Raw genomic sequence first — 19,617 nt, forward strand, 5'->3', positions numbered from 1 at the left:
CTGTGGCCACGGCGGATCACCGTGAGGCGCGCGATTTTTCATTGTTTTTATGGCGAGGGAAAGGGGGTAGCAACTCATGCTGGCGCAGGTCAGGGCACCGCGCGCAATATCCCGGCAGGCGCAAAATTGATTGCGTATCAGGAACCCGATTCGCGCGGGCGCGAATCCGTTTCGACCAGAGTCGCGTGCAACAGATAACGCTCGGGCCCCGATGTCAGCGCATCGAACGGCCAGCAGGTCGATAGCACCAGTTCACGTCGGTCGGTGAGCGGATCGACCCCCGATTGATCGAAGCGGACCACCGAACTGCGATCGGCCCGATAGCGAAACACCTTGCCGTCGCTTCGCGTGACGTCGATCTCGTCACCGATTGTGACATCCCTCAGAAAGCGAAAATGCGTGTCGCGGTGTGCGGAATAGACCGCCACGCCCCGCTCGCCGGCATCGACGGTCTGTTCGACATGGCCGGGGCCGAACGCCAGCGCCTGGCCGCTGCTGCCGGCAAGTGCAATAGCGGAAGCGTGCAGGCGCTTCACCTCGATCCGCGCCACCGGCCAGGTGTCGGCCCAGCTCCACGGCTTCACCGGCTGGCCGGTCGCGATGCTCTGTGCGAAGGCGCGTTCCAGCAGCACCTGCGCGAGCAGCGCCTTGGCGTGGATATAGGCGCCCTGGCCGAACAGGATCAGGCCGATGAGGGCGAAGGCGAGGGATGGGATGAAGCGGGGCATTGTTGCGCCTGTTGCTGTCATTCCGGGATGGTCCGAAGGACCAGACCCGGAATCTCGAGATTCCGGGTTCGATGCTGCGCATCGCCCCGGAATGACATTGCGGGTTGAGGAAGAGTGGCGCGCGCGGCCCCTGGGGGACGGGTGGAAGGCCGCGCGCGCTCTTGAAGGAGGAGGTTGGGGGGCACCTCCTCCTTTCATCCGACGTCATTGGGGCGACGTCTGACGCCGGCTGAACACCAGGAGGAGAAGGCTGACCGTGAGCAGGATCACGCCCGCGATCATCTTCAGCTCCGCATCGGTCGCGGTCTTCGGCAGCTGGATCGTGCCGGGAGCTTGCGTCGCGACCGGTGACCGCTTCAGCGCAGCGAGCTGCACCTTGCCGTCGCCACCGTCGGCGCGCCGCTCGCCCGGGACGGCGGGCAGATTCGGACGCTCGCCGAACAGCTTCGCGAAATCCCAGCCAGCGGGCAGGTTGAGCGGGAGTTCGCTCAACTTCAGCGGCTCGCCTTCGGGGCGGCTCGGCGTCTTGTCGACCGCGACAAGGCTGGTCAGCCGCGTGACGAGCTGATGCTCCAGCGCCAGCGCGAGGATGGTCTTGTCGGCTTCCTCGGGGCTCTCCTGACGCGTGGTGCGCGCCACCTCGGCATCGGCGATCTTGCGGCGCGCCCACAGTTTCGACAGGCCCTTGCCTTCAGCGGCATTCGCGAGCGGCAGCGTCACGCTCCACGGACGGTCGCCGATGCGTCCCTTGATCTCGACCGAGCCGGCAAGCTTGTCGAGCTTGGCGGCCAGCACCAGCGGCTCGTCGCGATAGACGTCGGGCAGCGCCGACGGCGTCAGGTCGGCCGTCGCCTCGGAAAATTTCGCCGAGAGGTTCGTCACCGCCGGGTTCTCCAGCTTGGCGAACAGGCCGCGCATGCGCTCGTCGACCTGCTCGACCGAGCCGATATGGGTGAAGGTGCCGCGGCCGAGTTCGGCGGCGCGCGTCATCAGATAGGTGTTCGGCGCCGAGCCGATGCCGACCATGAAGACGCGCGAGCGGCCGCGCAGCGCGCTGATGGTCTCGAACAATTGCTGCTCGTTGCCGACGGCGCCGTCGGTCAGGAACACGACCTGGCGGACGTAATTGGCGTCGTCATGGTTGGTGTCTGAGAGCGCCGCGCGCATCGCCGGCACCATCTCGGTGCCGCCGCGGGCCTGCAGCGCGCTGACGAACGCCATCGCATTGCCGATATTGGCGCTGTTTGCCGTAACCGGCGCCGGGTACAGCGTGTCCATGGTGTCGTCGAAGCGAATCACGTTGAAGCGGTCGGCCGGCTGCAAGCGACCGAGCGCGTAAGTCAGGCTCGCCTTGGCCTGGATGATGGAGGTGCCGCCCATCGAGCCGGAATTGTCGATCACGAAGATCACCTCGCGCGGCATCAGCTTCTGCTGCGTCTGCTCGACCGACGGCGGGGTGACGAAGGCGAGCAGATAGTCGGAATTGCCGACATGCTCGCGGAATAGCCCGACCGACGGCGCCTTCTCGGCGGCCGGCTTCCAGGTCAGCTCGAAATCACGATCGGCCGGCACCGGGCCTTCGGCGAGCTTGACGATGCGCGTGGTGCTGTCGGGGCTCTCGATTTTGACCTGGTGGAAATGGCTCTTCACCTCGCCGAGCGGGAAGCCGGCGTTCAGGCGCACGGTGACGTTGGTCGGATTGACCGGCGCATTCGTCGCCGGATCGAGCACTTCGCTCGCGATGCGGTCGCGGTCCGGCACGGGATCGGTTGACGTGGCGCCCCAGCCGTTGCCGTCGGCGCGAAGGTCGACGCTCTGTACCACCGGGCGCGGATTGTAGCGCGGGCCGACCACCATCGGCACCCGCAGCGAGAATTCGCTGCCGTTCTGCTGCACCGGCTCCTGATATTCGATCTGCACCAGCACGGTTTCGCCGGGGCCGATATTGGCAACGGAGTTGGTGAAGATGTTTGGCCGCCCCTGCTCGGTGAGCGCGGCCTTCTGGCCATTCTGCTTGGCCTGCTCATAGATGGCGCGAGCCTGCTGCCGCTCCTTGATGTCGCCGACCACGACGCGGTCGCCGACCACCATCTTCAGCGTGTCGACCGCGCCGCCCGCCGGCAGCGGATAGACATAGGTCGCCTCCACCCAGTCCTTGGTCGGGTTGCGGAAGATCTGCGTGACGCGGGCGCGGACGGTCGGGCCCGACACGGTGAGGTCGACATCGACGCCGAGCCTGAGTGCATCCCTGTAGCCATCGTCGGTCTTGAACAGCAGCGAGCCGGAACGCGCATCTGATGGCCGCAGCACCGCCTGTTGCGGCAGTTCGGCCGACCACACCGGATCGAAGCTCACGAACAAGGCCGCAAAGCCGATCACCAGCGCGGCCACACCTTCCACCAGGAAGAACAGCGCAATGCGCATCCTGCGCGACAGGCGGATCTGCGGGCTGCTCTTACATGCATCGTAAATCGTCATTTTCGTCACTCCCGAGCGAGACTTTCGCTGCCTCGCGATCATGGAGAACGGCGGTTGTGGCGCGAGCAGAATGATCGGCATTGATTGGCCGCGGTCCGGCGCGGCCCGCCGCCGCCTGCGGCGGGTTTGTGCGGTTTTGTGATGGGTTGTCCGGTCTGCTAGACTGCGCGGAATCAAGGGGAACCGGGCAGGAATCTGGATGCCGACGCCTGACAAGCAGCTGTCCGCCGAGCAGAGCCGGCAGGTCGCGGAGACCATCCGCGAGGAAATCGCGCGCCGCCGAATCTCGCGGCAGGCGCTGGCCGAGCAGGCCAAGCTCAGCCTCTCGACGTTGGAAAAGGTGCTCGGCGGCCGCCGCCCGTTCACGCTGGCGACCACGGTGCGGCTGGAGCAGGCGCTCGGTGTGTCCCTGCGCAAGCTGCCTGAGACGATCACGGTGACCGCACCCGCCAATGGCGGGATCGCGCCCGACAGCCTCGGATCCTATTCGCGCCGCGCGGTAGCGCGGATCGAAGGAACCTACATCACGGTGCGGCCGTCGTTCGGCGAGCAGGGCGCGCTCTATGCCTATCGGACGGAGATCACCTGGGACGAGGCGTCCTCATCGCTCGGCTTCCGCGAAGGCGAGCGGCAGGACGCCGACTATACGCAGTACGGCGAAGTCGCGGTGCCCAATGAATCCGGCTTCGTCTATCTCGTGACCAACCGGCACGGCCAGCATCGCGTGATCACGGTGTCGCGCCCGCGCAATTCCGGCGAGATGTACGGCATCATCACGACGCTGCTCGCCGGCCGCGGCTCGCTGCTGACGCCAGTCGCCGCGCCGATCGCGTTCCTGCCGGTGAAGAACGTGCCGAAGCCGAGCCTCGGCCGGGTGTCGGCCGATGACGCGAACTACGCCGCCTATCGCGAGCATCTGCGCCGCACGATCGATGAGCCGTTCGCGATTTTCCTGCCGGGCTAACAACGGCAGAGTTAGCTCCGTCATCCTGAGGTGCGAGCCTTGCGGCGCAATTGCGCCGCTGGGCGAGCCTCGAAGGATGCACGGCCACCGGCCGGGCCGTCGACCCTTCGAGACGCGCGCAAGGGCGCGCTCCTCAGGGTGACGGTGAAAGAGTGGTCGCCGGCGGAATTAACTCGGCATGCCCCAACCTGCGAAGGACCGCAAAAACAACGAAGCCGCCCGGATGGGCGGCTTCGCGATGGCTGATGTTTGGTAGCGGTGCGCGTTGCGCTAGCCGCCGGTCTCGGCGCTGATGATGTCGCCGAACAGCTCCCACTGCCCGTTCTTGAACTGCATCATCTTGAGCTGCTCGACCGGCGCGAAGTCGGTCGCGCTGGTGTTGATCCGGATGCCGGGGATCAGCGTGTCGGGCGCAAAATCCTTCAGGCTGGCGGCCTGCTTCATCACGTTCTCACGCGTCAGGTTGTCGCCGGCCTGCTTCAGCACCTGCACCATGGTCTGGGCCGCGGCGTAGCCATAGACGAGATTGGCGTCGGCGAGGTTGGCGCCCGGCATGTATTTCTCGGCGAAGGCCATGAACTTCTTCATGCCCTCGTCGTTCTTCCATTGCGGATCGGACGCGTCCTTCAGATAGCCGGCCGACAGCACGCCTTCCGAGGCCTCGAGCCCGGCGGGCTTCATGACCGCGCCGATCGAGATCGAGACGTCGGTCATCACCTGCATCGGCTTCCAGTTGAGCTCGGCGATCTTCTTGATCGCCTGCGCCGCGAATTTCGGCGTCGAGATGTTGACGAACACGTCGGCGCCGGTGTCCTTCAGCTTGACGATGTGGGAGTCGATCGACGGCTCGGTGGTCTCGTAGCTCTCTTCGGCGACGATCTTGACGCTCGACTTGTCGAGGATCTCCTTCAGACCGACCAGGTAGTCCTTGCCGAAATCGTCATTGGCATAGAAGATCGCGACCTTGGCGTCCGGCTTGGCCTTCAGGATGTACTTGCCGAAGATCCGCGCCTCGACGCGATAGCTCGGCTGGAAGCCCATGGTCCACGGGAAATCCTTCGGATCGTTCCACTTGCTGGCGCCGGTGGCGAGGAAGAGCTGCGGCACCTTCTTGGCGTTGTGATACTTCTGCACCGCGGTCTGGGTCGGCGTGCCCAGCGCGTTGAACACCAGGAACACTTCGTCGCTCTCGATCAGCTTGCGGATCTGCTCCACGGTCTTCGGCGGCGAGTAGCCGTCGTCATAGGAGATCCAGTTGATCTTGCGGCCGTTGATGCCGCCCTGGTCGTTGATCATCTTGAAATAGGCTTCTTCGGTCTTGCCGATGACGCCGTAGGCGGAGGCGGGACCGCTATAGGCCTCGACATTGCCGATCTTGATCTCGGTGTCGGAGGCGCCGGTATCATACTTCTTTTGTGCAAAGGCGGCCTGGGTGGAGAGCAGGCAGAGCGCCGTGGCGGCGGCCAGCAGCGACAGTGTTGTTGTTTTCATAAAGGCAATTTCCTCGATTGATTTTGGTTGGGGACTTACGCAACGAACCCGCAGCCGGTCCCGGCAGACGGCAACGGGGGAATCCTTGTCGCGGCGAATTCCGGAACGCGCGGCGCGCGTTTGACTCACGCCGCGGTATCGGTTGGCTTCGGCCGGCTGAATTGTTGCCGGAGCGTCGGCTTATGAATTTTGCCTGTCGCGTTCCGCGGCAGGACCTCGATGAATTCGATCAGGCGCGGGCATTTGAACCGCGCCAGATTGGCCTGACAATGCGCGTGGACCTCGGCCGGGGTCAGCGAATGGCTTGGCTTTACGGCAATGATCGCCATGCCGACTTCGCCCCATTGCGCGTCGGGGATGCCGATCACGGCGGCCTCGGCGACGGCGGCCAATTGATGCAGCACGCTCTCGACCTCGGCCGGATAGACGTTCTCGCCGCCCGAGATGTACATGTCCTTCCAGCGGTCGACGATGTAGTAGAAGCCCTCCTCGTCGATCCGCGTGGCGTCGCCGGTGTGCAGCCAGCTGTCGGTGAAGGAGGAGGCATTGGCGTCCGGCCTGTTCCAGTAGCCCGGCGTGATGTTCGGACCCTTGACCCAGAGTTCGCCGAGCTCGCCGACCGCGGCGTCGCTGCCGTCGGGCCGCACGATGCGGACCTCGGTGTGCAGCACCGGCTTGCCGGAGGAGCCGGCCTTGCGCGCGGCATCCTCGCGGTCGAGCACCATCACCGCCGGCGAGGTCTCGGTCATGCCGTAGCCCTGCTGCAGCGCCACGCCGCGCGCCTCCCAGGTCTTGAGCAACGGCACCGGCATCGGCGCGCCGCCGACGCCGCCGATGACGAGGCGGCTGAAATCCGCTGATGCGAAGGCAGGATGCTGCGCCATGAACTGGTAGATCGCGGGCACGCCGAAGAATACGTTGATGCCTTGCGCCGGGTCGCCGATCAGCTTCAGTGCCTCGCCGGGATCGAAGGCGCGCATGATCAGCACAGTGCCGCCGGCATGCAGCACGGGGTTGGTGTAGCAATTCAGCCCGCCGGTGTGGAACAGCGGCAGCACCGTCAGCAGCACCGAGGCCGGCGAGATGTAGGCGGGACCGCCGAGATTGACGCAATTCCAGAACGTCATCCCATGCGTGATGATCGCGCCCTTGGGCTGGCCCGTCGTCCCCGAGGTGTACATGATGGTCGAGATGTCATCGAGCATGACCTCCTCGAACCGCTCGAGCGGCGCGGCTGCCGCAATGCCGGTCTCATAGGCCCCGCCCGGGCCCAGCCTCACGGTCGCAGCGACATTGCAGAGCTTTGCCACCGCAAGCGCGGTCTCGGCGAGGTCGTCGTCGTGGATCATCACCTTCGGCGCGGCGTCGCCGGCGATGTAGCGCAGCTCGGGAACGGTGAGGCGCGTGTTGAGCGGCAGGAAGATCGCGCCGATCCGGAAGCAGGCGAACTGCACCTCGAGCGTATCAGTCGTGTTCAGTGCCAGCACCGCGACGCGGTCGCCGCGGGCGACCTTCAGCCCGTCGCGCAGCCAGGCGGCAAGCCGCGACACGCGGGCGTCGAGCTCCGCATAGCTGAAGCGGCGACCGCTTGCGAGATCGACAAATGCCATCTTGTCCGGCGTGCGCCGACGATGATGCGCGATCCAGTCGTAATAACGAACCGGCAAATTTCCCTCCTCCGGAACGGCAGTCTTGCGCCGCCTGTTCCTGGCTCGATTGATGCCATGAAATGGCAGTGGAGGCGGCGTATTAGGATACTGTCTTGCGTTTAGTGGCTGGCAGATCGCCGGACCCGACGCCGGCACCGATGGCAGCCACTCGACGCAAGTGAACCGGGAGAAATCCGGACATCGTCGGAGGGAAGAATCAACGGAGCACGCGGATGGCAAACCCGTTCTACACCGGCGAGCATGAGGCCTTTCGCGAGGTGATGCGGCGCTTTGTTGCCAGGGAAATCGAGCCTTATGCCCATCAATGGGACGAAGACGGCGAGTTTCCGCGCGAGCTCTATGCCAAGGCATCCGCGATCGGGCTGCTCGGGCTTGGTTTCCCGGAAGAATATGGCGGCATCGCCGCCGATCAGTTCATGAAAATCGTGGCCTCGCAGGAGCTGGCGCGGGCCGGCGCCGGCGGCGTCTCCTCGAGCCTGATGAGCCACACCATCGGCTCGCCGCCGATCGCCCGCGCCGCGCGGCCCGAGGTCAAGGCACGGGTGCTGCCGGAGGTGCTCGCCGGCAAGAAGATCTCCGCGCTCGCGATCACCGAGCCGAGCGGCGGCTCCGACGTCGCGAACCTGCGCACCAAGGCACGGCGCGATGGCGATCATTATGTCGTCTCCGGCGAGAAGACCTTCATCACCTCGGGCATGCGCGCCGACTATCTGACGGTCGCGGTGCGTACCGGCGGCGAGGGCCCCGGCGGCGTCAGCCTGCTGCTGATCGAAGGCAATACGCCGGGCCTGTCCCGCACCAAGCTGAAGAAGATGGGCTGGTGGGCGTCGGATACCGCGACACTTCATTTCGACGAATGCCGCGTGCCGGTCGAGAACCTGATCGGCGAGGAAGGCCAGGGCTTCAAGATCATCATGCAGAACTTCAACAGCGAGCGCATGGGTATGGCGGCGAGCTGCACCGCCTATGCGCGCGTCTGCCTCGACGAGGCGGTCGCCTATGCCAAGGAGCGCAAGACGTTCGGCAAGCCGATCGCCCAGCACCAGGTGATCAGGCACAAGATCGTCGACATGGCACAGAAGGTCGCGGCCTCGCAGGCGATGCTGGAAATGCTGGCGTGGCGGCTCGGTCAGGGCGAAAGCCCGGTCGCCGAGATCTGCATGATGAAGAACCAGGCGACGCAGACCATGGCGCACTGCGCTTCCGAGGCGGTGCAGATCTTCGGCGGCGCCGGCTTCATGCGCGGCATCAAGGTCGAGCGCATCTACCGCGAGGTCAAGGTCAACGCCATCGGCGGCGGCACCGAGGAGATCATGAAGGACCTCGCGAGCCGGCAGATGGGATTGTGATCGCGCCAGGTAATGATGCGATCGCGGCGAAACGACGGATTGTGAACCCTCCCCCTGAAAGGGGGAGGGCAGGGTGGGGGTCACGCCGCGAGTCCGACTGCCAGTTTGACCCCCACCCGGCCCGCTCGGCGTTGCCGAGCGTTCCGACCTCCCCCTTTCAGGGGGAGGTGAGAAGGAAAAGTCATTCCGGGGCGCGCGTAGCGCGAACCCGGAATCTCGAGATGATGGATAAGGATTCCGGGTTCGATGCTTCGCATCGCCGTGGAATGACAAAGGATAGTTCGAGAACATGCTCTTCACCGCCGACCACGACGAACCGCGCCGCGCTCTACAAAAGTTCATCGCGGCCGAGATCAATCCTCATGTCGACGAATGGGAGAAGGCCGATATCTTCCCGGCGCATGAGCTGTTCAAGAAGCTCGGCAATCTCGGCTTCCTCGGCCTCAACAAGCCGGTCGAATTCGGCGGTCAGGGGCTGGATTATTCCTACGCGCTGATGATGGCCGAAGAGCTGGGGGCCATCACCTGCGGCGGCGTGCCGATGGCGATCGGGGTGCAGACTGACATGGCGACGCCCGCGCTGGCGCGGTTCGGCTCCGACGAGGTGCGGCGCGAATTCCTGGTGCCCGCGATCGCCGGCGACCAGGTCGCCTGCATCGGCGTCTCCGAGCCCGGTGCCGGCTCCGACGTCGCCTCGATCAAGACCAATGCGCGCTCCGACGGCGGCGACTACGTCATCAATGGCGGCAAGATGTGGATCACCAACGGCACCCAGGCCGACTGGATCTGCCTGCTGGCCAACACCAGCGACGCCCAGGTCCATCGCAACAAGTCGCTGATCTGCGTGCCCATGAAGACCAGGGGCGTGCAGGTCGCGCGCAAGCTCGACAAGCTCGGCATGCGCTCGTCGGATACGGCGCAGATCTTCTTCGACAATGTCCGGGTGCCGAAGCGCAACCGGATCGGCGAGGAGGGCCAGGGCTTCACCTACCAGATGATCCAGTTCCAGGAGGAACGGCTGTGGGGCGCGGCAGCCTGCCTGAAGGCGCATGAATTCATCATCAACGAGACCATCGACTACACTCGCAACCGCAAGGCGTTCGGCGGCTCGATCCTCGACAACCAGGTGGTGCACTTCAAGCTCGCGGAGATGCAGACCGAGGTCGAGCTGCTGCGCTCGCTGATCTATCGTGCCGGTGAGGCGCTGGTGGCAGGCGAGGACGTTACCCGGCTCGCGACCATGGCCAAGCTGAAGGCCGGCCGGCTCGGCCGCGAGCTCACCGATGCCTGCCTGCAATATTGGGGCGGCATGGGTTTCACCAACGAGACGCCGGTCAGCCGCGCCTATCGCGACAGCCGCCTGACCTCGATCGGTGGCGGCGCCGACGAGGTGATGCTCATGGTATTGTGCAAGATGATGGGCACGCTGCCTGGCCTGAAGCAAAAGGGAAACGCCTGATGATCACGCTCTATCACTGCGACGCCGCGCGCTCGTTCCGTCCGCTGTGGATGCTCGAGGAGCTTGGGCTGCCCTATGAGCTGAAGATGCTGCCGTTCCCGCCGCGCGTGTTTGCCAAGGAATATCTCGGGATCAATCCGCTCGGCACCATCCCGTTCATGATCGATGGCGAGACCAGGATGACAGAGTCGTCAGGCATCTGCCATTACCTCGGCACCAAATACGGTCCGACGCCGCTGATCGTCGGCGTCGGCGAGCCGGCTTATGGCGCGTTCCTGAACTGGATGTATTTTTCCGACGCGACGCTGACCTTTCCGCAGACGCTGGTGCTCCGCTACAGCCAACTCGAACCGGAGGAGCGGCGAAACCCGCAAGTCTCGGGCGATTATGCAAAATGGTTCCTGGGCCGCCTGCGTGCAGTGGAAGCTGCTGCCGCGAAGTCGGAATTCCTCTGCGCGGAACGCTTCACGGCGGCCGACATTACGAACGGTTATGCGCTGCGGCTTGCCAGCAATATCGGCCTCGCCAAGGATTTCGGGCCGAATGTCGCGGCCTATTGGGCGCGGCTGCAGCAGCGCGAAGGTTACCAGCGCGCGGTGGCGGCGGAGCAAAAAGCCGGGCAGGAACAGAACGTTGCGCCGCGGGCGCGGCCGTAACTTCTCCGTCATTCCGGGGCGATGCGTCAGCATCGAACCCGGAATCTCGAGATTCCGGGCTCGCATCTTCGATGCGCCCCGGAATGACGACTCTTCGCATCGGTGACAGGCCTCGAATTTGCGTTATGGTAGCTCCGCCGCAGCGGCCTAAAGAGCCGCGCGAGGAGGAACCGCCATGGACGCGATCGTGGACGCGAAGTGCCAGAGCTCCAGCCAGCAATCCGGTCACCGGATGCTGATTACGCCGGAACGGGTGTTCTATGCCGGGCTGCTCGGACGCCCGCGCGAGCGCTGTCCCGGCGCATTCCACGTCTATGTCGCGATCCGCGACGGGCTGCATCTGTCGACCAGCGAAGGCCGCGAGTCGCAAGGCGAACTCGCGGTGACGATGCCGAACCTGCGCCACACCATCACCAGCGAATATCGCTCGGCGATCTGCGTCGCGATCGAGCCGGAAAGCGTGCCCGACGGTACGCTTGAGGCGGTCGCCCGCCGCCTGCAAGGACCGGACTCTCATCTGTTCGCCAATCGCATTCGCAACGCCTATGCGACGCTTGCCGAGATGCAGCATCGCGATGCGATTGCGAATACCGAGTTCGACACCATGTGCTTCGGCGACGCGCTGCCGCAGCGCGTGCTCGATCCGCGTGTCGTGCGCGCGATCGGCCGCATCGGGCAGTTCTCCGGCGAGCCGGTGACCGCGGCGGGCTGCGCCGCCGAGGCCGGGCTATCGCCCTCGCGCTTCCTGCATCTGTTCAAGGAGGAGACCGGAATCTCGTTCCGCTCCTTCCGCGCCTGGAAGCGCGCGCGGCATCTGCTGCACTTCGCCAACCAGGACATCAACCTCGCGCATCTCGCGCAGGATATCGGCTATCCCGACTCGACGCATTTCAGCCACTCGATTCGTCGCTTCTATGGCCTGAAGCCGCGCGCGATCTTCTCCGGCTCGCGGGATCTTGCGATCTATCGCACCGGACAGGCCGCGAGCGAGCGCGCGCTGACGTAGACTGTCGTCCCGGCGAAAGCCGGGACCCATACCGCGTGATCTATCGATGGCGTGGGCTGGCAGAGACCTTTTGAAACAATAATCGGCTGTGGTTATGGGTCCCGGCTTTCGCCGGGACGACACCTGGGATTCTCCTCCGCTACAAATTCGCGCCCTGGATCACCTCGCCGAACCGCAGCCAGCCGGGCCCTTCGATCCGTTGCAGCTGAAGCTGCTGCAGCGGGTGATGATTGGTCGGGCTGGTGTTGACGCGGATGCCGGGCAGCAGCGTCGGGACCTCGATGTCTTTCAGGTTGTTGGCCTGCGCCATGATGTTGTCGCGGCTGAAATTGCCCTTGCATTGCTCGAGCACGATCTTCAGCACCTGCGCCACCGTGTAGGCGTAGAGGTTGTAGCCCTCCTTCGGATTGCCGTCGGGGAAGTACTTCTCCATGAAGGCGAGGAAGTTCTTCACGCCGGGATCATTGGCCCAGGCCGGGTCGGCGACGTCCTTGACATAGGCCGACGAGATCGTGCCCTGCGACTTGTCGAGGCCGACAGGCGCAATGGTCGAGGAGATCGAGGCGGCGCCGCTGGCGATGAAGTGCATCGGCTTCCAGCCGAGCTCATAGATCTTGCGAATCGACTGCGCGCAGAACTTTGCCGTGGTGCCCGAGATCAGCACATCGGGATTGGCGCCGCGGAGCGCAACGATCTGGGAATCGATCGTGGGATCGGTGACCTCGTGCGAGGCCACGACGGCTGCGGTCGCGAACCGCTCGCCGAGCACGTCCTTGGCCCCGGCGACGAAATCCTTGCCGAGGTCGTCGTTCTGGTAGAGCACCGCGAACTTCGCGTTCTTGTTCTGGCTCAGCGCGTATTTGACGAACACCTGTGCCTCGGTCCGCGCGCTCGGTGCAAAGCCCATGGTCCAGGGATAGGTCTTGTAGTCGCCCCATTTGTCGCCGTTCACCGACAGGAACAGGTGCGGCACCTTGGCGGTGTTGATGTATTTGACGACCGACGAGTTCGGCGCGGTGCCGAGCATGTTGAACAGGAAGGCGACATTGTCGCTTTCGATCAGGCGGCGCACCTGCTCGACCGTCTTCGCCGGATTGAACGCGTCGTCGTAGTAGATGTATTTGATCTGTCGGCCGGCGATGCCGCCCTGCTCGTTCAGCATCTTGAAATAGGCTTCCTGGCAGCGCGCCTGCACGCCGAGCGCGGATACCGGGCCGCTCAGGGAGGTGGTGCTGCCGATCCTGATCTCGGTTGCGGTGACGCCGGGCGTGTCCTCGGCGAACGAAGGCCGGAGGCCTGCCATAGCGGCAAATCCCGCGCCTGCCGCGCCGGTCAGCCATGTGCGCCGGTTGATCGAGACCATGACGTTCTCCCCGTGATGCCGGCTTGTTGCGCCGCTTCTGCTTGGCAGCAAGGTTAGGCGTGACGCGGGCATCGCGTCTTGTGTTAACCGGCTGACGACGGATTGCGTCGTGAGCGCATCCACTTAGCCAGTCAACGCAAGATGGCGCGACGGCAAAGTTCTCATCATGGCAAAATCAGCAGCGCATGCGCGCTGCGAAAGCGGACAAGAGACCCATGAGCGACAAGGCCGTCATCACCTGCGCGCTGAACGGCGTGCTTACCGACCCGAAGCAGCACAACGTTCCGGTGACACCGGAACAGATGGCGCGCGAAGCCAGGGCCGCGTTCAACGCCGGCGCCAGCATCATGCACATCCACCTACGGCAGCAGGAGCCGAACAAGGGCCATCTGCCGTCATGGGAAGTCGGCGTCAGCAAGGAGATCCAGCAGGCGATCCGCGAGGCTTGTCCCGGCGTGATCATCAACCACACCACCGGCACCTCGGGCCCGAACTACCAGGGCGCGCTCGATTGCGTACGCGAGACTAGGCCCGAGATCGCGGCCTGCAATGCCGGCTCGCTGAATTATCTCAAGGTGAAGGCCGACAACACCTGGGCCTGGCCGCCCATGATGTTCGATAACGCGGTCGAGAAGGTGCAGGACTATCTCGACGTGATGAAGGCGGCCGGCACCATCCCCGAATTCGAGTGCTTCGATGTCGGTATCGTGCGCTGCGTCGGGATGTACCGGCAGACCGGGATGTATTCCGGCCCGCTCGAATACAATTTCGTCATGGGCGTCGCCTCGGGCATGCCGGCCGATCCGGAGCTGTTGCCGATCCTGTTGAAGCTGAAGGCGCCGGAGGCGCATTGGCAGGTCACCGCGATCGGCCGCGCCGAGATCTGGCGGCTGCACCAACGCGCCGCCGATCTCGGCGGCCATCTGCGCAGCGGGCTCGAGGATACGTTCTATCTCGGCGACGGCACCAAGGTGACGTCGAACGGGCAGCTCGTCGAAGGCCTCGCCGCCTGCGCGCGCCGCGCCGGCCGTGAGATCGCGAGCCCGGCGGAAGCGCGGCAGATTTTCGGGGTCAGGCACTAGGGCTACGCCAGCCGTCATTGCGAGCGAAGCGAAGCAATCCATCTTGCCGTTTGGAAAGTATGGATTGCTTCGTCGCTTCAGCGCAAAATTGCTTTGCAATTTTGTCGCGAGCTCTTCGCAATGACGGTTGAGAGGAGAACCAAGCATGGACAATCTCGCAGCAACCGGCGGTGTCACCGGGCCGGGCCGCATCGGGCGGGTCGCGATCGGCGATCTGCTGAAGCGCGCCGCGCGGCGGTTTCCGGATCGCATCGCGCTGACCGACGGCAGCAGGCAGATCACTTTCACCGAACTCGAGCGCGACGCCAATCGCTTCGCCAATCATCTGGTGCAGCGCGGGCTGAAGCCGGGCGAGAAGATCTCGACCATCTGCAACAACTCCGTCGAATTCGTCAAAGCGCTGTTCGGCATTCACCGCGCCGGCCTGGTCTGGGTGCCGATCAACACCATGCTCGGACCGTCCGATATGGATTACATCCTCGGCCATGCCGAGGTCCGCTTCGCCGTCATCGACGACGCCCTTCATGCCCAGGCCGACCGCCGCGCCGCGCTGGAAGCGCGCGGCATGGAGATGATCGCGATCGACCTGACCGGCAATGCCGGCAAGACCGGATTGCAGGAGTTCAACGCTCTGCTGGAGGGACAGTCCGATATCGAGCCTGACATCGAGATCAATGACCGCGACCTCGCGATGATCATCTATACGTCAGGCACGACCTCGCGGCCGAAGGGCGCGATGCATTGCCACCTCGCCGTTGTCATGGCCGTGACGAGCAATTGCATCGAGATGCAGCTCTCGCGCGATGACGGGATCACCGGACAGTTTCCGCTGTTCCACTGCGCCGGCCACGTGCTGCTGCTCAGCTATCTCTCGGTCGGCGGCCGCATGGCGCTGATGCGCGGCTTCGATCCGGTTGCCTGCATGGAGGCGATCGTCCGCGATAAGCTCACCGTGTTCGTCGGCCTGTCCTTGATGTACCAGGCGATCCTCGACCATCCGCGCCGGCGCGACTACGACCTGTCGGGCCTGCGCTGTTGCATCTACACCATGGCGCCGATGGGCAAGCCGCTGCTCGAGCGCGCCATGGCCGATCTCTGTCCGAACTTCGTGCTGTCCAGCGGGCAGACCGAGATGTATCCGGCGACGACGATGTCCCGCCCGGAGGTGCAGCTCGATCGCTTCGGCAATTACTGGGGCGAATCGCTGATCGTCAACGAAACCGCGATCATGGACGACAATGGCAACCTGCTGCCGCGCGGCGAGATCGGCGAGCTTGTGCATCGCGGCCCCAATGTGATGATGGGCTACTACAAGGACCCCAAATCGACCGAGGAGGCGCGCAAGTTCGGCTGGCACCATACCGGCGATCTTGCCCTGATCGACGGCAATGGCGAGGTGCTGTTCCTCGACCGCAAGAAGGATATGATCAAGTCGGGCGGCGAGAACGTTGCCTCCGTCAAGATCGAGGAGACGTTGCTGGCGCACCCCGCCGTGCAGAATGCCGCCGTGGTCGGCCTGCCGCATCCGCAATGGGGCGAGGCGGTCTCCGCCTTCGTCAAGTTGAAACCCGGCGCGTTGGCTGACGAGGCCGGCATCGAGGCGCATTGCAGAAAGCACCTCGGCGGCTTCCAGGTGCCGAAGCTGGTGCGTATCCTCGAGGAGATGCCGATGACCGCGACCGGCAAGCTGCGCAAGGTCGAGCTGCGGCAGCAATACAGTGGGCATTTTGTGGAGCGCGCCTAGTGGCCATCATCGAGAACACGATTTCCACCGGCAGCGCCGCCTTCCAGGGCAATCGCGACGGCATGCTGGCGCTGATCGCCCGGATGCGGGGGCTAGAGGAGCGGACGCGTGCGGCGTCGGCCGCGGCGAAGGACCGCTTCCACAAGCGCGGCCAGCTGTTGCCGCGCGAGCGCGTCGCTCTGGTGCTCGATCCCGGCTCGTCCTTCCTCGAACTGTCGACGCTCGCCGGCTACATGTTCGACGTAGCGGATGCGGACAAGAGCGTGCCCGGCGGCGGACTGGTCGCGGGCATCGGCTTCGTCTCCGGCATCCGCTGCATGGTCAGCGCCAATGATGCCGGCATCGACGCGGGTGCATTGCAGCCTTACGGCCTCGACAAGACGCTGCGGGTGCAGGAACTCGCGCTGGAGAACAAGTTGCCCTATGTGCAGCTGGTCGAGAGCGCTGGCGCCAACCTGCTGCGCTACCGTGTCGAGGACTTCGTCCGTGGCGGCAACATTTTTCGCAATCTGGCGCGGCTGTCGGCGGCGGGGCTTCCCGTCGTCACCGTCACCCACGGCTCCTCGACCGCGGGCGGCGCCTACCAGACGGGCCTGTCCGACTACATCGTGATGGTGCGCGGCCGCACCCGCGCCTTCCTCGCCGGGCCGCCTCTGCTCAAGGCCGCCACCGGCGAGATCGCGACCGAGGAGGAGCTCGGCGGCGCCGAGATGCACACCTCGATTTCGGGCCTTGGCGATTATCTCGCCGAGGACGACCGCGACGCACTGCGTATCGCGCGCGACATCATGGCCAAGCTGCCTTGGGATCGGCTGGCCCCCGAACCGGCCGCGTTCAAGCCACCACGTTACGACGCCGAGGAACTGCTCGGAATCATGCCGATGGACCACAAGCGCCCTGTCGACATGCGCCAGGCAATCGCGCGCTTCATCGACGATTCCGACTTCACCGAGTTCGGCGCCAATTACGGCCCGGCGACGGTCTGCGGCCACGCGCGCATCGAGGGGCAGGCGATCGGCATCATCACCAATAATGGCCCGCTCGATGTGCCCGGAGCCAACAAGGCGACGCATTTCATCCAGGCCTGCTGCCAGTCGCGTACGCCGATCCTCTACATGAACAACACCACCGGCTACATGGTGGGCCGGGCCTATGAAGAGGCCGGCATGATCAAGCACGGTTCGAAGATGATCCAGGCGGTGACCTCGGCGACGGTGCCGCAGATCACGCTGTATTGCGGCGCCTCGTTCGGCGCCGGCAATTACGGCATGTGCGGCCGTGGTTTCCACCCGCGCTTCTGCTTCTCCTGGCCCAACGCCAAGACCGCCGTGATGGGCGGCGAGCAGGCCGCCGAAACCATGGCGATCGTCACCGAAGCCGCGGCGGCGCGGCGCGGCAAGCCGATCGAGAAGGAGAAACTGGACGCGATGAAGGCGCAGATCACCGGGGTGTTCGACAGCCAGATGGACGTGTTCTCGACCAGCGCCCGGGTGCTCGACGACGGCGTGATCGATCCGCGCGACACGCGGACGGTGCTGTCAGAGGTGCTTTCGATCTGCCGCGAGGCCGAGGCCCGCAGCCCGCAGCGCATGCAGTTCTCGGTGGCGCGGCCATGAGCGGGGCAATCGTGAAGCGGACGCCGTTCTTCAAGATCCTGATCGCCAACCGCGGCGAGATCGCGCTGCGCATCATGCGATCCGCACGGCGGCTCGGCCATGGCGTCGTCGCGGTCTATTCGGACGCCGACCGCGATGCGCTGCATGTGCGCGAGGCCGACCAGGCGGTGCGGATCGGCGAGGCGCTGCCGGCGCAATCCTATCTGAAGATCGACGCGATCATCGCCGCCGCCAAGGCGAGCGGCGCCGGCGCGGTGCATCCCGGCTATGGTTTCCTCGCCGAGAACGAGGATTTTGCGCAGGCCTGCCGCGATGCGGGTCTGGTGTTCATCGGTCCGTCGCCGGAAGCGATCCTTGCGATGGGCAACAAGGCCGGCGCCAAGGAGATCATGCAGCGGGCCGGCGTGCCTTGCGTGCCCGGCTATCAGGGTGCCGACCAGAGCGATGCCGTGATGCTGGCGGAAGCCAGGGCCATTGGTTTTCCGGTCATGATCAAGGCGGTCGCCGGTGGCGGCGGCCGCGGCATGCGGCTGGTCACCGATGCGGCGGCATTTCCCGACGCGCTGCGCAGTGCGCGGTCGGAGGCGCAGGGTGCGTTCGGCGATCCGACCGTCATTCTGGAGCGCGCGATCGTCAATCCCCGCCACATCGAGATCCAGGTGTTCGGCGACCGCCATGGCAACGCCATCCATCTCGGCGAGCGCGATTGCTCGGTGCAGCGGCGGCACCAGAAGCTGGTCGAGGAGGCGCCGTCGCCGGCGGTGACGCCGGAGCTGCGCGCTCGGATGGGCGCGGTCGCGGTGCAGGCGGTCAAGGCGATCGGCTACGAGGGTGCGGGCACGCTGGAATTCCTGCTCGATCGCGCCGGCAATTTCTACTTCATGGAGATGAACACGCGGCTGCAGGTCGAGCATCCCGTCACCGAGGCGATCACCGGGCTCGATCTGGTCGAATTGCAGCTGCGCGTCGCCAGTGGTGCGCCGCTCGGCTTGACCCAGGAGGACGTCAAGTTCTCCGGCCATGCCATCGAGGTCCGGCTCTGTTCGGAGGATGCCGCGCACGATTTCATGCCGCAATCCGGCACGATGGCGCGGTGGCAGATGCCAGATGGTATCCGCGTCGAGCATGCGCTGCAGTCCGGCTCGGAGATCCCGCCGTTCTATGATTCGATGATCGCCAAGGTCATCAGCCACGGCGCGACCCGCGACGAGGCGCGCGGCAAGCTGATCTGTGCCCTGGAGCAGGTCACGGCCTTCGGCGTCACCACCAATCAGGGCTTCCTGATCGATTGCCTGCGCCATCCGGTCTTTGCCAGGGGCGAGGCGACCACGGCCTTCATCGGCGACAACCGCGAAGCGCTCCTCGCGGTCCGGCCCGATCGCGGCAGCGATATCGCGCTTGCGGCGCTGCTGCTCTACGTGACCCATCCGCACGCGCCGCCATGGCAGCGCGGCCGATCGCTCGCAGCGACATTCCCGCTCGGCCTGCGGATCGATTTCGGCCACGGCGTGCAGGAGATCGAGATCGTCCGCGAACGCGACGGCAGCTACCTCGCGACCCGCAACGGCGATCGCTTCAGCTTCGTGATCGACGAGCTCAGTCAGAACGGCATCCGCTTCCACCACGATGGGGTGATGGAGCATTCCAGATTCCTGCGCGATGGCGATCGGCTCTATATCCTGCACCGTGGCGTCACGCTGTCGGCGCGCGACCTCACACTGGCGCCGCCGGAAAGCGCGACGGCGGCCGGCGGCGACGGCAAGGTCCGCGCCGCCATGAACGGTCGGGTCGTCGCGGTGCTGGTGAAGCCGGGCGACAAGGTCGCGGCCGGCCAGCCGGTGATGACGCTGGAGGCGATGAAGATGGAGCACGTCCACACCGCCGGCGTCGCGGGCACGGTGTCGTCGATCGATGTCGCCGAGGGCGAGCAGGTGACGACGGGGAAGATCGTGGTGGAGATCGAGGCGGCGGCATAAAGACTGTCGTCCCGGCGAAGGCCGGGACCCATAAC

The 19,617-nt window shown here is 65.1% G+C and carries 14 protein-coding genes; 9 read left to right on the forward strand and 5 right to left on the reverse strand.

Annotated features, from left to right (window positions below):
- Positions 1 to 137: 137 nt before the first annotated feature.
- Together QJT82_RS35005 and QJT82_RS35010 are read right to left on the reverse strand one after the other, a co-directional pair.
- On the reverse strand, positions 138 to 728 hold the full coding sequence (locus QJT82_RS35005; RefSeq protein ID WP_028341511.1) for a class GN sortase: 591 nt from the start codon (positions 726 to 728) through the stop codon (positions 138 to 140).
- A gap of 204 nt (positions 729 to 932) precedes the next feature.
- Positions 933 to 3,206 carry a marine proteobacterial sortase target protein gene (locus tag QJT82_RS35010; RefSeq protein WP_028341510.1) on the reverse strand — a complete coding sequence of 758 codons (2,274 nt, stop codon included), beginning with the start codon at positions 3,204 to 3,206 and terminating at the stop codon, positions 933 to 935.
- 199 nt (positions 3,207 to 3,405) lie between these two features.
- Here QJT82_RS35010 and QJT82_RS35015 point away from each other — a divergent pair, with 199 nt between their 5' ends.
- Positions 3,406 to 4,170 (forward strand): helix-turn-helix transcriptional regulator, encoded by a 765-nt coding sequence (locus QJT82_RS35015; RefSeq protein WP_028341509.1) that lies wholly within the window; start codon positions 3,406 to 3,408, stop codon positions 4,168 to 4,170.
- Between the two features lie 270 nt (positions 4,171 to 4,440).
- Here QJT82_RS35015 and QJT82_RS35020 read toward each other — a convergent pair whose 3' ends face one another.
- Together QJT82_RS35020 and QJT82_RS35025 are read right to left on the reverse strand one after the other, a co-directional pair.
- Positions 4,441 to 5,661: an ABC transporter substrate-binding protein gene (locus tag QJT82_RS35020; RefSeq protein WP_028341508.1), complete on the reverse strand. Its 1,221-nt coding sequence runs from the start codon at positions 5,659 to 5,661 to the stop codon at positions 4,441 to 4,443.
- Between the two features lie 125 nt (positions 5,662 to 5,786).
- Positions 5,787 to 7,328 carry a long-chain fatty acid--CoA ligase gene (locus QJT82_RS35025; protein ID WP_028341507.1) on the reverse strand — a complete coding sequence of 514 codons (1,542 nt, stop codon included), beginning with the start codon at positions 7,326 to 7,328 and terminating at the stop codon, positions 5,787 to 5,789.
- Between the two features lie 215 nt (positions 7,329 to 7,543).
- Between QJT82_RS35025 and QJT82_RS35030 the strand changes: the two genes are divergently transcribed.
- The 4 genes from QJT82_RS35030 to QJT82_RS35045 all read left to right on the forward strand — a co-directional run bounded on the left by QJT82_RS35030 (position 7,544) and on the right by QJT82_RS35045 (position 11,801).
- On the forward strand, positions 7,544 to 8,680 hold the full coding sequence (locus tag QJT82_RS35030; RefSeq protein WP_028341506.1) for an acyl-CoA dehydrogenase family protein: 1,137 nt from the start codon (positions 7,544 to 7,546) through the stop codon (positions 8,678 to 8,680).
- A gap of 289 nt (positions 8,681 to 8,969) precedes the next feature.
- Positions 8,970 to 10,139 carry an acyl-CoA dehydrogenase family protein gene (locus QJT82_RS35035; RefSeq protein WP_028341505.1) on the forward strand — a complete coding sequence of 390 codons (1,170 nt, stop codon included), beginning with the start codon at positions 8,970 to 8,972 and terminating at the stop codon, positions 10,137 to 10,139.
- On the forward strand, positions 10,139 to 10,795 hold the full coding sequence (locus tag QJT82_RS35040) for a glutathione S-transferase family protein (RefSeq protein WP_028341504.1): 657 nt from the start codon (positions 10,139 to 10,141) through the stop codon (positions 10,793 to 10,795). The genes QJT82_RS35035 and QJT82_RS35040 overlap by 1 nt, the downstream gene beginning before the upstream one ends.
- Positions 10,796 to 10,970: 175 nt before the next feature.
- The gene (locus QJT82_RS35045; RefSeq protein ID WP_028341503.1) at positions 10,971 to 11,801 is read left to right on the forward strand and encodes a helix-turn-helix domain-containing protein; all 831 of its coding nucleotides are present in this window, start codon (positions 10,971 to 10,973) and stop codon (positions 11,799 to 11,801) included.
- 139 nt (positions 11,802 to 11,940) lie between these two features.
- Here QJT82_RS35045 and QJT82_RS35050 read toward each other — a convergent pair whose 3' ends face one another.
- Entirely contained in the window at positions 11,941 to 13,164 is a 1,224-nt protein-coding gene (locus tag QJT82_RS35050) for an ABC transporter substrate-binding protein (protein ID WP_259245082.1), read from the reverse strand.
- Positions 13,165 to 13,379: 215 nt separating this feature from the next.
- On the opposite strand from QJT82_RS35050, the gene QJT82_RS35055 reads away from it, so the two are divergent.
- From QJT82_RS35055 to QJT82_RS35070, 4 genes are all read left to right on the forward strand, one after another.
- Positions 13,380 to 14,246 carry a 3-keto-5-aminohexanoate cleavage protein gene (locus tag QJT82_RS35055; RefSeq protein ID WP_028341501.1) on the forward strand — a complete coding sequence of 289 codons (867 nt, stop codon included), beginning with the start codon at positions 13,380 to 13,382 and terminating at the stop codon, positions 14,244 to 14,246.
- A gap of 145 nt (positions 14,247 to 14,391) precedes the next feature.
- A complete protein-coding gene (locus QJT82_RS35060; protein ID WP_028341500.1) occupies positions 14,392 to 15,990 on the forward strand; it encodes an AMP-binding protein in 1,599 nt (532 codons plus the stop codon).
- The gene (locus tag QJT82_RS35065; protein ID WP_028341499.1) at positions 15,990 to 17,606 is read left to right on the forward strand and encodes an acyl-CoA carboxylase subunit beta; all 1,617 of its coding nucleotides are present in this window, start codon (positions 15,990 to 15,992) and stop codon (positions 17,604 to 17,606) included. The genes QJT82_RS35060 and QJT82_RS35065 overlap by 1 nt, the downstream gene beginning before the upstream one ends.
- On the forward strand, positions 17,603 to 19,582 hold the full coding sequence (locus QJT82_RS35070; protein ID WP_028341498.1) for an acetyl-CoA carboxylase biotin carboxylase subunit: 1,980 nt from the start codon (positions 17,603 to 17,605) through the stop codon (positions 19,580 to 19,582). The genes QJT82_RS35065 and QJT82_RS35070 overlap by 4 nt, the downstream gene beginning before the upstream one ends.
- The last annotated feature ends 35 nt before the right edge of the window (positions 19,583 to 19,617 follow it).

The sequence above is a fragment of the Bradyrhizobium sp. Mp19 genome (assembly GCF_029952935.1).
Lineage (GTDB): Bacteria > Pseudomonadota > Alphaproteobacteria > Rhizobiales > Xanthobacteraceae > Bradyrhizobium > Bradyrhizobium elkanii.

Excerpts from the sequence above, each read along its gene's own strand:
- QJT82_RS35010 (WP_028341510.1), bottom strand. The coding sequence starts at position 3,206 with ATGACGATTTACGATGCATGTAAGAGCAGCCCGCAGATCCGCCTGTCG.
- QJT82_RS35030 (WP_028341506.1), top strand. The coding sequence starts at position 7,544 with ATGGCAAACCCGTTCTACACCGGCGAGCATGAGGCCTTTCGCGAGGTG.
- QJT82_RS35015 (WP_028341509.1), top strand. The coding sequence starts at position 3,406 with ATGCCGACGCCTGACAAGCAGCTGTCCGCCGAGCAGAGCCGGCAGGTC.
- QJT82_RS35040 (WP_028341504.1), top strand. The coding sequence starts at position 10,139 with ATGATCACGCTCTATCACTGCGACGCCGCGCGCTCGTTCCGTCCGCTG.
- QJT82_RS35060 (WP_028341500.1), top strand. The coding sequence starts at position 14,392 with ATGGACAATCTCGCAGCAACCGGCGGTGTCACCGGGCCGGGCCGCATC.
- QJT82_RS35055 (WP_028341501.1), top strand. The coding sequence starts at position 13,380 with ATGAGCGACAAGGCCGTCATCACCTGCGCGCTGAACGGCGTGCTTACC.
- QJT82_RS35005 (WP_028341511.1), bottom strand. The coding sequence starts at position 728 with ATGCCCCGCTTCATCCCATCCCTCGCCTTCGCCCTCATCGGCCTGATC.
- QJT82_RS35035 (WP_028341505.1), top strand. The coding sequence starts at position 8,970 with ATGCTCTTCACCGCCGACCACGACGAACCGCGCCGCGCTCTACAAAAG.
- QJT82_RS35050 (WP_259245082.1), bottom strand. The coding sequence starts at position 13,164 with ATGGTCTCGATCAACCGGCGCACATGGCTGACCGGCGCGGCAGGCGCG.
- QJT82_RS35020 (WP_028341508.1), bottom strand. The coding sequence starts at position 5,661 with ATGAAAACAACAACACTGTCGCTGCTGGCCGCCGCCACGGCGCTCTGC.
- QJT82_RS35045 (WP_028341503.1), top strand. The coding sequence starts at position 10,971 with ATGGACGCGATCGTGGACGCGAAGTGCCAGAGCTCCAGCCAGCAATCC.
- QJT82_RS35070 (WP_028341498.1), top strand. The coding sequence starts at position 17,603 with ATGAGCGGGGCAATCGTGAAGCGGACGCCGTTCTTCAAGATCCTGATC.